Origin of the sequence: Lentzea nigeriaca, from assembly GCF_016907955.1 — a bacterium.
Lineage (GTDB): Bacteria > Actinomycetota > Actinomycetes > Mycobacteriales > Pseudonocardiaceae > Lentzea > Lentzea nigeriaca.
This window is the reverse complement of sequence record NZ_JAFBCX010000019.1, coordinates 64,952-78,071: the sequence shown is the minus strand read 5'-3', so window position 1 is coordinate 78,071 and position 13,120 is coordinate 64,952. Positions and strand designations below refer to the sequence as shown.

Genomic DNA, 13,120 nt, shown 5'->3' with positions numbered 1-13,120 from the left:
GATTGCTTTGGCGCTGTTGGTGGTGTCGCTGACGGCGTGCCGGGGCGAGGCGCCGGTGTCGGACCTCGATGATGTGGAATCAACGCTGAACAGCATCGAGTCGGACATCAACCAGCCGGGGTGAACGCGTGGAACGTGGCCTGGTGCTCGTCGTGGAGGACGAACCGGCGATCGCCGAACTCGTCGCGCTGTACCTGCGGCGCGACGGCTTCGGCGTGCGCGTCGAGTCCTCGGGGGACGCGGCACTGGCCGCGGTCCGTTCGTTGTCGCCCGTCGCCGTGGTCCTGGACGTGGGCCTGCCGGGCATGAACGGCATCGAGGTCTGCCGCGCGCTGCGTGCCGCGGGCGACTGGACCCCGGTGCTGTTCGTGACGGCCCGCGACGACGAGGTGGACCGCCTGCTCGGCCTGGAACTGGGCGCCGACGACTACATCACCAAACCCTTCAGCCCGCGCGAACTGGCTCTGCGCGTCCGCACGGTCCTGCGTCGCTCCTCCGGCGTCGTCTCGGAAGTCCTGCAGGTGGGTTCGGTGCGGATCGACGTGGGCGAACGGCGCGCGTTCGCCGGTTCTTCCGAGGTGTCCTTGACCTCAACGGAGTTCGGCCTGCTCGCCTATCTGATGAAGCACCCCCGCCAGGTGTTCTCGCGCGAACAGCTCCTCAGCGCCGTGTGGGGCTACGCCTCCGTGGCGGGCACCCGCACGGTCGACGTCCACATCGCCCAGCTGCGAGCCAAGTTCGGTGCTTCCAGTCCAATCAGGACGGTGCGCGGCGTCGGCTACTCGGCGGACGCGTCATGAACCTCGCCGTACGGATCGCCTTGCTGTGCCTGGGAGTCGCGTTCGTCGCCGTCCTCGTCGCCGGTGTCGTGTCGAGCCGCCTGGTGCTCTCGACCTCGCAACAGGTGAGCCGCGAGATCCTGCGCAACCAGGCCGACGTGGCGTCGGGCCAGATCTCCAACAACCGCGTCGAACAGATCTTCCAGGGCCAGGGCATCGCGATCGTCCGCATCTCTTCCGCCGGCGAGGTTTCCGGCTCCGACCGCGCCGCGGTGCGCGCGGCCCGCGAGGTCCACGCCGAACGAGTGCTGAACGGCGGGCCCGTCTCCGGCGTGAGCGGCCGCCTGAACGTGGAAGCCCGCCCGTCAGGAGCCGGCGGCTTCGCCCTGGTGCAGGAAACCGAGACCAGCAACACCTACCGCAAACTGGTCCGCAACATCATCTTCGCCCTGGCCGTCGGCCTCGTGGTCGCCTGCCTGGCGGGCCTGGCCCTGGGCACGTTCCTGGCCAGGCCTCTGCGCCGAGTGGCCTCCGTGGCCCACTCGATGAGCGCGGGCCGCCGAGACCTCCGCGTCCCGGTGTCAGGCCCCCACGAACTGGCCGAGGTCGCCACGTCCGTGAACGAACTGGCCGATGCCCTGCAGCGCAGCGAATCCCGCCAACGCGACTTCCTGCTCTCCGTCTCCCATGAGCTCCGCACCCCGCTGACCGCCGTGACGGGCTTCGCGGAATCCCTGGCGGACGGCGTGGTCTCCGGCCCCCAGGTGGCCCCGGTCGGCACCGTGATCCTCGACGAGGCCCGCCGCCTGGACCGCCTGGTGACCGACCTCCTGGACCTCGCCCGCCTGGGCGCCGACGACTTCCGCCTGGACATGGCCCCGGTGGCCCTGGAACCGGTCGTGCGCTCAGCCGCGGACGTCTGGCGCGCCCGCTGCCACGCCCGCGGCGTCGCCTTCTCCCTGGAGGTATCGGCCACGCCCGTCGTGCACGCCGACGCCCGCCGCCTGCGCCAGGTCATCGACGGCCTGCTGGAAAACGCCCTGCGCGTGACCCCCGCCGGCCGCCCCGTCGTGCTCGCCCTCTCGTCGGTGCTGGAGGTGCGCGACGGCGGGCCTGGGCTGGCGCCGGAGGACTATGCGGTGGCGTTCGACCGGGGTGTGCTGCACGCCCGGTACCAGGACTCGCGGCCGGTCGGCACCGGGGTCGGGCTCGCGCTGGTACACGGGCTGGTGACGCGGATGGGTGGCACGATCTCGGCGGGGCCGGCGCCGGAGGGCGGGGCCGCCTTCACCGTCACTTTGCCTGGGGCAGCTTGACCTTCTTCTTCGCCCCCGGCGACGACGGCGGCGGCACCACGGGCCCGATGTCGCCGTCCGGCGCCTCGTCGAGGTCGACGATCACCGGCGCGTGATCACTGGGCCCGGTCCCCTTCCGCGCGTGCCGGTCGATCCACGCCGCCTTGACCCGCGACGCGACGGAAGTGGTCGCCAGGATCAGGTCGATCCGCATCCCCAGGTCCCGGTGGAACATCCCGGCCCGGTAGTCCCAGTAGCTGAAGATCCGCTCGTCGGGCCACCGGTCCCGCACCACGTCGTGGAACCCGAGCGCCTGAATCGCCTGCAGCGCGGCACGTTCGGGCTCCGTGACGTGCGTCTGCCCGATGTAGGCCTCGGGATCGAAGACGTCCGCGCCGGTGGGCGCGATGTTGATGTCACCGCACACCACGGCGTCCTCGGGCCCGGTCTTCAGGACATCGCGCAGAGCGGCGAGCCACTCCAGCTTGTACTTGTAGTGGTCGGACTCGGGCTCACGACCATTCGGCACGTACAGCGAATGCACGCGCACCCCACCACACGTGGCGGCCACGGCGCGTGCCTCGACGTGCGGGAAGCCCGGCGCCCCGGCCACCCCGACCGCGACGTCGTCCAAGCCGACGCGCGACAACAACGCCACGCCGTTCCACTGCGTTTCGCCGAACAGCGCCACCTCGTAACCGCGCTCGCGCAGGGCCTCGCCGAGCAGGGCGGTGAAGGCCTCGTCGGCGAGCTTGGTCTCCTGCAGGCACACGACATCCGGTTTGCGCTGGTCCAGCCAGGGCAGGAGCCTCGGCACGCGCTGCTTGACCGAGTTCACGTTCCACGTCGCCACTCGCACGTGTTCAACCGTAGTCACCGAGGCTCAAGCTCGCATCGACGCGCTAGAGGACCGAGAACACCTCCTCAGCACGGTCCCGCTTGACGAACATCCGCCACGCCGTCTCCGCGACCTCGTCGGGGTCGAGCGTGTGCCCGGCCAGGTCCCCGAACTGCTCGGGCCTGCTCGCCACCAGCTTGTGGATGTCACCGCGCTCGACGACGCCACCGATGGTGAGCGTGCCCGCGTACACCCCCTTGTCGGCCAGCGCCGCGTTGAGAGTCAACGCGTAGTTGCGCAACGCGGCCGCGGTGAGGGCGAGCGCACCGAGCACCGGCATCGGCTGCACCGCACTGAGCCCACCGGCGAACAGCAGACCACCGCCGCGTTCGATCACGCCGGGCAACACGTGCCCGACGATGTCGATGGCCGGGTAGAGCCACCGCATGGCCACCCGTGCCTCGTCCGAGGTGGTCGACGTGATCTCCACGGGCACCTCGCTCAGATCGGTGGCACCAGGCCCGTAGTACACGACGTCGACCGGCCCGATCTGGTCCAAAGTGGACAACAGCTTCTCCCGGTCCCGCACGTCGACCGCGAACGCCCGCGCCTTCACCCCCGCCTCGGCGAGCGCGGCGACGTAGCCGGGATGCCGCTCGCTGCCGCGTGAGACCAGCACGACGTCGTGCCCCTCACGACCGAACCGGTGCGCCATCGACATGCCGAGCCCAGGACCAACACCAACCACAACCGCGGTGGGAGACATGAGGTTTCACCCTTCCGACGCTAATTCGAGGACACCCTCGACTTACCGTCGCCGACGCTACCACAAAATTCGAGGGCACCCTCGACTTAGCCGCTGAGTAGGATCCGCACATGGTCACCGCGTCGAGGCCCCTGCGTGCGGACGCGGCACGCAACCGCGAGAAGCTGCTGACGGCGGCCGCGCACCTGTTCGCCGAACGCGGCCTCGACGTCCCGCTGGAACACATCGCCCGCCGCGCCGAGGTCAGCATCGGCACCCTCTACAAGCACTTCCCGACCCGCGAGGACTTCGTGGCGGCGATCTTCCCCGAACGCCTCGCCGCCCTGGACGACATCGGCGCGAAGGCCCTGGCCGACCCGGACCCGTGGCACGCGTTCGCCGGCTACCTCGACGACCTCTACGCCCTGCAGGCCCAGGACCGCGGCCTCAACGACGTCCTGGCCCGCGACCTGCCCGACGCCCCGGAGATCGTCTCGGCCTGCCACCGGGGAGCGGGCCACGCCGAAATCCTGATCACGCGCGCGGTCGAGGCCGGGGTGCTCCGCCCCGACTACTCGATCGCGGACATGGCCACGCTGACCAGGGCGATGGCCCAGGTCATCAGGGACTCGCCGGAGGAGTGGCAGCGCTTCCTGTCCATCTACGTGGAAGGCTTGAAGGTCAACGCGACGGGCTGAGCGCTCCAGACACGCGGACTCGCGCTGACCGGAGTCGCGGCCGGCGGCCGCCGGAACAGCAGGTGCCGAAACGAGGTGCAGCCATCCCCGAAGATCTCAGGGGAGGCGACGACAGCAGACTCCGCCCTGCACTGCGCAGGCCCTCATTTTGAATTCAGGATGGTTTCCTTCAGTTCCGCCAGGGTCCGGATCCGGTAGCGGGCTCCGGAGAAATCATGCCCTTTCGTGAATTCATTGTGGACGACGGCGCAGTCGATACCGGCGGCAACCGCCGAGCGAAGCCCCCGTGCCGAATCCTCGACGACCAGAGTTTCCTCCCTGCTCGCCCCCAGCCGATCCAGGCCGGTCAGGTACGGCTCCGGGTGCGGCTTGGCGAGCGTGTAGTCCTCGCGCGCAAGGACGAAGTCCATGAACTGACTGATCCTGCGCTTCTCGTGGATGATGTCGAAATCCGCGCGCTTCGCGGTAGTCACGACAGCCATGCGGACGAACTTCGACAGTTCGGCCAGGGTCTCGACGACGCCTTCGATCTCGATCGACTCGGTTCTCAGGTACTCCTGGTAGTAGGCGTCCCGGACCGCGCGCTGCCTGCCGATGGTGTGCTCGTCGACACCTGCCGCCTTGGCCTGGGCCCAGGTTCCCAGTCCCTGGCCCATGTCGCTGAGGTACTGATCCTTGTCCAGGATCACACCGATCTCGGCGAGAGCGCGTGCTCCCGCCTGGAAGTACCAGAATTCGGTGTCCACCAGAACGCCGTCGTGATCGAACAATATGTAGCGCTTCACTGCCCTCGTCCTCCTCGATCACCCACAGGTGAGCGGCCCGTCGATCTTCGCGTTGCGAGGGTCGCAGGACTCGGGCGCCATCCAACAGTGTCACGAGACCAGGGCGAAGTCCGACGTTTCAATCCGCCGAAGGCGCTCGGTCACGACGATCGGCAGCGAGCTGCACCCAAGAGCAGGTCGAGCAGGAGCAACGGCATCGCCGGGTCGACCGGATTCATCGGCAGCACAGAAGTTGCCACGTTGAAGGCACGAAACGACCTATCGCGCCTGCTGGGCTGCTGCCAGACCCTTCACCGTGGGGGGAGGCGAGCCAGCTCCGCAGCACGGCCTGTCCGTGCTGGTCAGTCTGGTGGGGCAGGTCGGATTCGAACCGACAACCTGACAGATTATGAGTCTGCTGCTCTGACCGGTTGAGCTACTGCCCCCTCGCAGCGGCGGGGAGAGCCGCTAACGCTGCGTGGTGGAGGATACCGATCACGCCGAACGGGCCTTGCGCGCCCCCGTGGCGAGCGACACATAGGCTGCACGCGTGCGTTTGACCCTCCGCGACTTCACCCCGGCGGACGAGCCCGAGGTGCTGCGGCTGTTCGCCTACTGCGACGACTGGTTCCAGGCTGCCATGGGTCATCCGTCCGGGCCCGGTGACGTGCAGAGTCTCTTCTACGCGTTGCCGGAGGGCACGCGGTTCGAGCAGAAGCAGCTGCTGGTCGCCGAGGCGCAGGGCATGATCGGGTTCGTCGACCTGGTGCTGGACCACCCGTCGCCGGGCCACGCCAGCATCGGCTTCTTCCTCGTTCCGAAGGATCTGCGCAGGTGGGGCATCGGCAGGGAGATGGCCAGGGCGCTCACCGAGCGCTACCCCGAGATCACGCACGTGCACGTGAGCCTCACGGACTTCAAGCCCGGCAACGAGTTCCTCAAGGCCATGGGGTTCACGCTCAACGGTCAGGGCGCGGTGCTGGAGATCGCCCCGAGGTCCGACGGCCGGTAGCCGGCGGGATAGCCGGGGTACGTGCGGTTGGGCGTGCTGGTGAGCTTCAGGGCCCTCCGCACGGGCATCCGGCGCACCACCAGTGCCCGCACGCGCAACGCGAGCCGCCCGAGCACCCCTACCCAGGCGGGCGGTGCGTCGAAGCCGAACGCGCGGACCATCAACGGATCCAGCATCGCGACCACGGCCCTGGAGACCACCGGCTTCAGCACCGGCGGGTACCACGAGCAGAACAGGTCGAGCGTGTACTGGCCGATGCGGCGGTTCGACGGCGCGAACACGAAGTGCTGCTGTTCGTAGGCCGATTTGAAGGCGCGGAACACGTCGAAGTCCGCCGGAATGTCCCGGATTCCCATGCGGGAGCCGACCGCGCGGTAGAAGTGGAACGCGGCCAGCTCCTCGTTGCGCGTCAACGGCCTCCAGCCGTACTGCCCGAGCCAGTCGATCGGGTCGTAGATGAACGTCGACAGCACGTACAGCATGTCGTCGTTGGAGATGTCGTAACGGCCGTGCTGGCGGTTGACGACCCGCAGCGCCTCACGGCCGCGCGGTGAGTCATAGCCGTGCTCGACGAGCTCCGCCATGAGCACCGCGGTGTCGTCGTAGCGCTTCTGCGGGCGGCGTTCGAACTCGCCGGTGCGCTCCAGCAGGCCCGAGATCGTCGGAACGCAGTACGTGCGGAACAGAGCCAGCTCCAGCGACTTCTGGTAGTCCCACGGGAACTCGAGGCCGGAGGAGATCCTCATGATCTCCTCGTGGTCGGCCAGCGGGTCCAACGACGAGATGCGGCGGAGGTTCGTGAACCGGGGCATGCACCCAAAGTCACGCACAGCCCCCGAAACCAAAAGACCCCAGTTGGATGACTAGGGTCTGGGAAGCTCCCCCAACTGGACTCGAACCAGTAACCCTGCGATTAACAGTCGCATGCTCTGCCAATTGAGCTATGGGGGAATGTTCTGTTGTGTTCTTGCCTGTCAGGCTTGGTTCCTCCTGACAGTGGGTAACTCTACATGAGCCTCAAAACGGGTTCTGCAACCACCCCCCACTTTGCGGCAAGATGGGTCCTGACCAGGCACGATGTGAGAGGAGACCCGCATGAAGGGCATCTTGGTCGGCGCGGCGATCGGTTACGTGCTCGGCGCGAAGGCCGGACGGGAGCGCTACGACCAGATCGTGCGCCTGTGGCACCGCTTCATCGAGAACCCCACGGTGCGCCGGACGGCGAGCCAAGCCAAGGACAAGGCGTTCGAGGCCGCCCACCAGGCGAAAGACCTCGCCGCGGACGCTGCGGAGAAGGCCGCCGAGAAGGCTCCGTGGCGGCACCAGGAGGAGGCCAACGGACGGCCCGTCACTCCCTCCGGGACACCTCGGGCGTGACGATCTTCACACCTGCGCCACCACGAAGATCCGCCTGAACGGGAACCACGTCGTGCCGTCGGCTCGCGCCGGGTACGCCTCGCGCAGCCGCGGCGCCAGTTCCGCCACGTAGGCCTCCCAGTCCGATGAGGACAGTGCCGCGCGCACCGGCCGCAAAGCCGTGCCACTAACCCATTCGAGCACGGGATCGGGTCCGGAGAGCCGCTGCACGTACGTGGTTTCCCAGGCGTCCACAGAGGAGCAGTCCGCCAGCCGTTCGGCGTACTCCACGGGTTCCAGAACGGGCTTCTCCGACCGGAAGACGTGCGCCAGCGACGGTCCGGCGACCTCGCGGATGAGCCGGTGCGACGCGTCGGCGTGGTTGCCGGGCACCTGGAAGGCGAGCCACGCGCCGACCGGGAGCGCCCCGGTCCACTTCGACACGATCGAGGGATGTGACGGAACCCACTGCAGGACCGCGTTGGACACCACGACATCGGTGTCCGGCAACGGTTCCCAGGTCGTCACGTCGTCGACGCGAGCATCCACGCCCGCGGCGCGGGCGGCCTCGACCATCTCGGACGACGAGTCGAACGCCTCCACGACAGCGGACGGCCACCGCGAGGACAACGACGCGGTCAGATTTCCGGGCCCGCAGCCCACGTCCACCACGCGGCGAGGCTCCGCGGCCCCCACGCGTGCCACGAGTTCATAGAACGGCCGCGCCCGGTGATCGGCGAAGGCCAGGTACTGCGCCGGGTCCCACATACGGCTAACAGTACACGCGTACTGCTAGCCCGCCAGCCTTTTAGTGCGACAGCCTCGCTGCGAACGCCGCCACGGCGACCCGCACGTCAGCCAGATCCACCCCGGCATCCCCGCGCGCCTGCCACACGACGCCGTCACGGCCGGGAATCTTGCGCTGCAGGATCCACACGCCGGGCGACTCGACGCGCTCCCTGTGCCGGATCGAGCCCTCGACGCGCTGGCTGATCGCCCGCAGCACCCGGCCGGGCTCCTGCACCGCGAACCGTTGCACCGGAAGGTCTTCGAGGAGCACTACCGAGCCTTCCAGCCCGGCCTCCTGCGCCTCGACGACCCGCAGCGCGCCCTCCCACTTCACCTTGCTGATGAGGTGCCAGCCGATCCGCCGCGGCCCCGGCACCCACAGCCCGAGCGACGTGACGACGAGATGACCGTCCTGCACGGGCGCGTGAGCGATCACGGTCTCGTCGGGCTCCAACGACCCGATGAACCCGTCCGGCGCACCCGAGCCGAACAACCGGCGGAACAGCCCCACTACAGCACTCCTGCGCTCTGCTGCAGGAGCGCCTTGCGGTACTCCTCCAGCGCCACCAGGTCGCCCCACAGCGCCCGGTACTCGTCGGCGTCCTTGATCGGGGACAGTCGCCGCAGCCGTGACTTCACGTCCTCGACCTGCCTGCCGACCTGCACCTCCTGCAGCCGCGCGATCACCATCGACGCGTAGCGGAACTCGTCGTTCTGCTTGACGGCCAAGGGTTCCACCGCGAGCTCGGTCAGCACCGACCGCACCGACGCGTGCGAGCACGCCTGCGAGATCGCGTCCAGGTAGGCCGTGCCCGCGAGCCCGGAGGAGGCACCACCGGCGTCGCGGATCGCCCGGTGCAGCGCCACGTAGGCGGGCTCGGTGAACGCCTCGTCCGGCAGCGAGTCGTAGAGCGGACCGGCGTACTCGGGCAGCCGCAGCGCGACCTTGAGCACCTCGCGCTCTGGCACGAGCCGCGGGTCGCGCGGGTTGGGCCGCGGCGGTCCGTCGACCTCGACTCCCAACGCCATCTGGTTCGGGTCGACTCGTTGAGCGGCGACGACCGGCGCCTTGCCACCGGCGACCTGACGCACGCGCCGCACGACCATGGCCTCGTCGTCCCAGCCCACCCACCAGGCGAGCCGCGTCGCGTAGCCGTCCCGCTTGGCGCGGTCCTTGATCTGCGCGACGAACGGCACCATCTTCTTCAACGCCTCGACGCGGCCGTCCACCGAGTCGAGGTCGTACGCCTTGAGCTGCGCCTTGATCGCGAACTCGATCAACGGCGTGCGCCGCGCCACCAGGTCGCGCACCGCGACGTCGCCCTTGGCCTGCCGCAGTTCGCACGGGTCCATGCCGTCCGGCGCCACCGCGATGTAGGTCTGGGCGGAGAACTGCTGCTCCCCCTCGAACGCCTTCAGCGCGGCCTTCTGGCCCGCCTCGTCGCCGTCGAAGGTGAAGATGACCTCGCCGTTCACGTCGTCGTCGATCAGCAGCCTGCGCAGCACGTTCATGTGGTCGGTGCCGAACGCCGTGCCGCACGACGCGACCGCGGTCGGCACGCCGGCCAGGTGCATCGCCATCACGTCGGTGTAGCCCTCGACGATGACGGCCTGCTTGCGCTTCGCGATCTCCCGCTTGGCCTGGTCGAGCCCGAACAGCACCTGCGACTTCTTGTAGATCAGCGACTCGCTGGTGTTGAGGTACTTCGCCTGGATCGGGTCGTCGTCGAAGATCCGCCGCGCGCCGAACCCGACGACCTCGCCGCCGATGTCCTTGATCGGCCACAGCAACCGCCGGTGGAACCGGTCGATCGGGCCCTGGCGGCCTTCCTTGGTGAGCTGCGCCTTGATCAGCTCGGTGAGCTCGAAACCGCGACCCAGCAGGTGCTTCGTGAGCTTGTCCCAGCCGCCGGGCGCGAAACCGCAGCCGAACTGCCGTGCCGCGGCCTCGTCGAACCCGCGCTCCGCCAGGAACTCGCGCGCCGCCTGCGCCTCCGGTGAGGCGAGCTGCTCGGCGTAGTACTCGGCGGCCTGCTTGTGCGCCTCGATGAGCCTGCTGCGCGTGCCCCGATCACGCTGGATCGTGACGCCGCCGCCCTCGTAGGTGAGCTGGATGCCCGCACGGTCCGCGAGCCGCTCGACGGCTTCCACGAACGACAGGTGCTCGACCTTCATCACGAAGGCGATCACGTCGCCGCCCTCGCCACAGCCGAAGCAGTGGAACGTGCCGTGCGACGGGCGCACGTTGAACGAGGGCGTCTTCTCGTCGTGGAAGGGGCACAACCCCTTGAGTGCGCCTCCGCCGGCTCTCTTCAGTGAAACCTGGTCGCCGACGACCTCATCGATGCGGCTGCGCTCACGCACCAATGCGATGTCGCTCTCCCTGATGCGTCCTGCCACATCCCCGAGTCTAATCCCCTGGCAAACTGCCAACCGTGACCGCAGCCGACGACTTCGCACTCCACCGAGCCCATCTCGTCGGCGTGGCGTACCGGCTGACCGGCAGCGTCGCCGACGCCGAGGACGCCGTGCAGGAGGCCTGGCTGCGGTTCTCGGCGGCCGAGGGCATCAGGGACGTCCGCGGCTGGCTCACGACCGTGGTGAGCCGCATCTGCCTGGACCGGCTGCGCTCCGCGGCCGTGCGCCGGGAGACCTACGTGGGCTCGTGGCTGCCGGAACCGCTGCTGACCACCGGCGAGGCCGACGACCCGCTCGCGTCGGTGGTGCGGTCCGACGGCGTGCGCATGGCGGCGCTGGTCCTGCTGGACCGGCTCACTCCCGAGCAGCGCGTCGCGTTCGTGCTGCACGACGCGTTCTCGTTGCCGTTCAACGAGATCGCGGACACACTCGGCGTCTCGGAGGCCTCCGCGCGCCAGCACGCCTCCCGCGCCCGCAAGGCCGTCGCGGGCGCGGAGCCACCACCCCGCGCGGCGCTCGCCGAACAGCAGGAGGTGCTGGAGAAGTTCCTCAGCGCCATGGCTGGCGGCGACATCGACGCGGTGCTGGGCCTGCTGCACCCGGACGCGGTGATGATCGGCGACGGTGGCGGCAAGGTCCGCACGGCGGTCAACACGATCGCGGGCGCGGAGAAGATCGCCCGCTTCTTCTTCGGGCTCATCCGCAAGTACGGCTTCGAGGACGACTTCCCGCAGATTCGGCCCGTGCAGGTCAACGGCGACCTCGGCGTCGTCATCGCGGCGCAGGGCGAGATGACGCCGCGCGTCACGACGTTCACCGTGCACGACGGCAAGATCCTCGCGGTCTACGACATCGCGAACCCGGACAAGCTCGGCCACGTGGACTTCTTGGTCTAGACCATTACTGGTTCCCGGTACCGTTTCGACGCTAACGTTTCCCAGGTTCGACTTCGTCATCGAGTCCTGATCACCACCGCAACCGCAAGAGCTTCCCGACGTCCCTGAGCTTCGGGATCGCGCTGACGACCTTCATCTGGATCCTGCCGGACCTGGGCAACGCGGCCAGGTGCGGCAGGTCCACGCTTCGCCAGGCGTCCACAGTGGTCAGTCCGGGACGCAGCGCCTCGACCTCGCGCGGGTCGTCGACGCCCCAGTGCAGCGTCGCACCTGCGTTGCGCACGGCCGGAACGAGCTTCTGCAGCTTGATCCCCCACGAGCCGTAGACGTCGAACAGCAGCTCACCACTGGAAAACCGGCTGGTGATCCTTCTGATCAACGCGTGGCCCTCCGCACGCGTGAGGTACATCGAGAGGCCCTCGAACACCGCCACGGCCGGACGATCCGCGGGCACCTCGGCCAGCCACGCCTCCTCCGTGACCGACGACGCCACGAGCCGGTAGTCGCCGGACGGCTCCGGCAACAGCTTGCGCCGCAACGCAACGACGTCCGGCATGTCGACGTCGACCCAACGCACGGTGTCCGGCCGTTCGATGCGATGCGCGCGCGTGTCCAGGCCACACGCGAGATGCAGCACCGTGCACGTCGGGTTGCGCCGGATGAACTCGCGAGTCCAGTCGTCGAGCACCTTGGCGCGGATGGCCACGCCGACCGCTGTCGTCGTGGTCATCCCGGTCTTCGCGAAGTCGTAGTCGATGCGGTCGACGGCACGCTTCGCCTCGTCGTCGCGCAGCACGGAGGTCGCCCGCCCGCTGTCCAGCGCCCTGCCGTACAGCGTGGCGAGCATGGTCTCCTGGGCACCCGTCAGGGTGATCTTCTCCACTCTTCTAGTGTGCCGGGACGCGGCAGGCGTCGCCGCTGGTGAATCCCTGGTCCTTGATGCCGAACGCGCTGTTGAACCGCGCGCGCTGGTTCTCCAGCGCGATCTGGTAGGTCAGCGCGACGAGTTCCTTGCGTCCCAGCAACTTCTCCAGCTCCGCGACCTGCTCGTCGGTGACGCTGATCGGCGTGTCGGTCATGGCGTCGGCGTACGCCAGCGCCTTGCGTTCGATGTCGGTGTACAGCGGTGAGGTGGCGTACGAGTCGATGTGCTTCAGCCGTTCGATGTCCAGGCCTCCGTGCTTCATCAGCATCGCGCCGAAGTCGACGCACCACGAGCAGCCGAGCTTCACGGCCGTCCGGTAGACGCAGAGCTCGAACAACGGCCCGTGGACCGCCTTCTTGACCGCCAGTTCGTGGCGGGCGCTCGCGATCATCAGCTTCGGGTGGTGTGCCATGACCGTGACCGGCTCGGGCACGGCCCCGAACTCGCGCCGCGCGAACCAGTACACGGCCTTGGTGAGCAGGCCGGCGTCCTTCTTGGTGACTCCCTTGATCCTCGTCATGACCTGTGGACGGGGCAGGGCCGCGGAACGTGACAGAGAACGTGACACCTTTGGGTGACTGGGTTGCGAGCCTGCCACCTCATAG

15 protein-coding genes and 2 tRNA genes are annotated in these 13,120 nt (G+C 68.6%); 6 read left to right on the top strand and 11 right to left on the bottom strand.

Annotation, left to right across the window (positions count from 1 at the left end; all coding sequences use genetic code 11):
* Positions 1–128 precede the first annotated feature (128 nt).
* Together JOD27_RS38615 and JOD27_RS38610 are read left to right on the top strand one after the other, a co-directional pair.
* A complete protein-coding gene (locus tag JOD27_RS38615) occupies positions 129–800 on the top strand; it encodes a response regulator transcription factor (protein WP_307830581.1) in 672 nt (223 codons plus the stop codon).
* Positions 797–2,095 (top strand): HAMP domain-containing sensor histidine kinase, encoded by a 1,299-nt coding sequence (locus JOD27_RS38610; protein WP_204767311.1) that lies wholly within the window; start codon positions 797–799, stop codon positions 2,093–2,095. Before JOD27_RS38615 ends, JOD27_RS38610 begins: the two co-directional genes overlap by 4 nt.
* Here the strand turns inward: JOD27_RS38610 and JOD27_RS38605 are convergent.
* Entirely contained in the window at positions 2,073–2,933 is an 861-nt protein-coding gene (locus tag JOD27_RS38605; RefSeq protein ID WP_204767310.1) for an exodeoxyribonuclease III, read from the bottom strand. The genes JOD27_RS38610 and JOD27_RS38605 overlap by 23 nt on opposite strands.
* A gap of 43 nt (positions 2,934–2,976) precedes the next feature.
* Entirely contained in the window at positions 2,977–3,678 is a 702-nt protein-coding gene (locus JOD27_RS38600) for an SDR family NAD(P)-dependent oxidoreductase (protein WP_204767309.1), read from the bottom strand.
* 110 nt (positions 3,679–3,788) lie between these two features.
* Here JOD27_RS38600 and JOD27_RS38595 point away from each other — a divergent pair, with 110 nt between their 5' ends.
* The gene (locus tag JOD27_RS38595) at positions 3,789–4,355 is read left to right on the top strand and encodes a TetR/AcrR family transcriptional regulator (RefSeq protein WP_204767308.1); all 567 of its coding nucleotides are present in this window, start codon (positions 3,789–3,791) and stop codon (positions 4,353–4,355) included.
* A gap of 143 nt (positions 4,356–4,498) precedes the next feature.
* On the opposite strand, the gene JOD27_RS38590 is transcribed toward JOD27_RS38595, so the two are convergent.
* Both JOD27_RS38590 and JOD27_RS38585 read right to left on the bottom strand, forming a co-directional pair.
* On the bottom strand, positions 4,499–5,140 hold the full coding sequence (locus JOD27_RS38590; RefSeq protein WP_307830580.1) for an HAD family hydrolase: 642 nt from the start codon (positions 5,138–5,140) through the stop codon (positions 4,499–4,501).
* 347 nt (positions 5,141–5,487) lie between these two features.
* Positions 5,488–5,565 (bottom strand) — tRNA-Ile (locus JOD27_RS38585).
* A 104-nt stretch (positions 5,566–5,669) separates the two neighbouring features.
* Here JOD27_RS38585 and JOD27_RS38580 point away from each other — a divergent pair.
* Positions 5,670–6,131: a GNAT family N-acetyltransferase gene (locus tag JOD27_RS38580; RefSeq protein ID WP_204767306.1), complete on the top strand. Its 462-nt coding sequence runs from the start codon at positions 5,670–5,672 to the stop codon at positions 6,129–6,131.
* Here the strand turns inward: JOD27_RS38580 and JOD27_RS38575 are convergent.
* Entirely contained in the window at positions 6,086–6,943 is an 858-nt protein-coding gene (locus tag JOD27_RS38575; RefSeq protein ID WP_204767305.1) for an oxygenase MpaB family protein, read from the bottom strand. The genes JOD27_RS38580 and JOD27_RS38575 overlap by 46 nt on opposite strands.
* Positions 6,944–7,009: 66 nt before the next feature.
* Positions 7,010–7,082 (bottom strand) — tRNA-Asn (locus tag JOD27_RS38570).
* Positions 7,083–7,226: 144 nt separating this feature from the next.
* On the opposite strand from JOD27_RS38570, the gene JOD27_RS38565 reads away from it, so the two are divergent.
* Entirely contained in the window at positions 7,227–7,508 is a 282-nt protein-coding gene (locus JOD27_RS38565; RefSeq protein ID WP_204767304.1) for a YtxH domain-containing protein, read from the top strand.
* A 6-nt stretch (positions 7,509–7,514) separates the two neighbouring features.
* On the opposite strand, the gene JOD27_RS38560 is transcribed toward JOD27_RS38565, so the two are convergent.
* From JOD27_RS38560 to dnaG, 3 genes are read right to left on the bottom strand one after another with little or no spacing between them, the layout of a single operon-like run.
* Positions 7,515–8,255: a trans-aconitate 2-methyltransferase gene (locus JOD27_RS38560; protein WP_204767303.1), complete on the bottom strand. Its 741-nt coding sequence runs from the start codon at positions 8,253–8,255 to the stop codon at positions 7,515–7,517.
* Positions 8,256–8,295: 40 nt separating this feature from the next.
* Entirely contained in the window at positions 8,296–8,787 is a 492-nt protein-coding gene (locus JOD27_RS38555; RefSeq protein WP_204767302.1) for a hypothetical protein, read from the bottom strand.
* The gene (gene dnaG, locus JOD27_RS38550) at positions 8,787–10,676 is read right to left on the bottom strand and encodes a DNA primase (protein WP_204767301.1); all 1,890 of its coding nucleotides are present in this window, start codon (positions 10,674–10,676) and stop codon (positions 8,787–8,789) included. Before dnaG ends, JOD27_RS38555 begins: the two co-directional genes overlap by 1 nt.
* A gap of 35 nt (positions 10,677–10,711) precedes the next feature.
* Between dnaG and JOD27_RS38545 the strand changes: the two genes are divergently transcribed.
* Positions 10,712–11,590, top strand: a complete 879-nt coding sequence (locus JOD27_RS38545; protein ID WP_307830579.1) for a sigma-70 family RNA polymerase sigma factor — start codon at positions 10,712–10,714, stop codon at positions 11,588–11,590.
* Between the two features lie 70 nt (positions 11,591–11,660).
* On the opposite strand, the gene JOD27_RS38540 is transcribed toward JOD27_RS38545, so the two are convergent.
* Entirely contained in the window at positions 11,661–12,473 is an 813-nt protein-coding gene (locus JOD27_RS38540) for a class I SAM-dependent methyltransferase (protein ID WP_307830578.1), read from the bottom strand.
* A 4-nt stretch (positions 12,474–12,477) separates the two neighbouring features.
* Positions 12,478–13,035, bottom strand: a complete 558-nt coding sequence (locus JOD27_RS38535; protein ID WP_204767300.1) for a carboxymuconolactone decarboxylase family protein — start codon at positions 13,033–13,035, stop codon at positions 12,478–12,480.
* Positions 13,036–13,120: the final 85 nt, after the last annotated feature.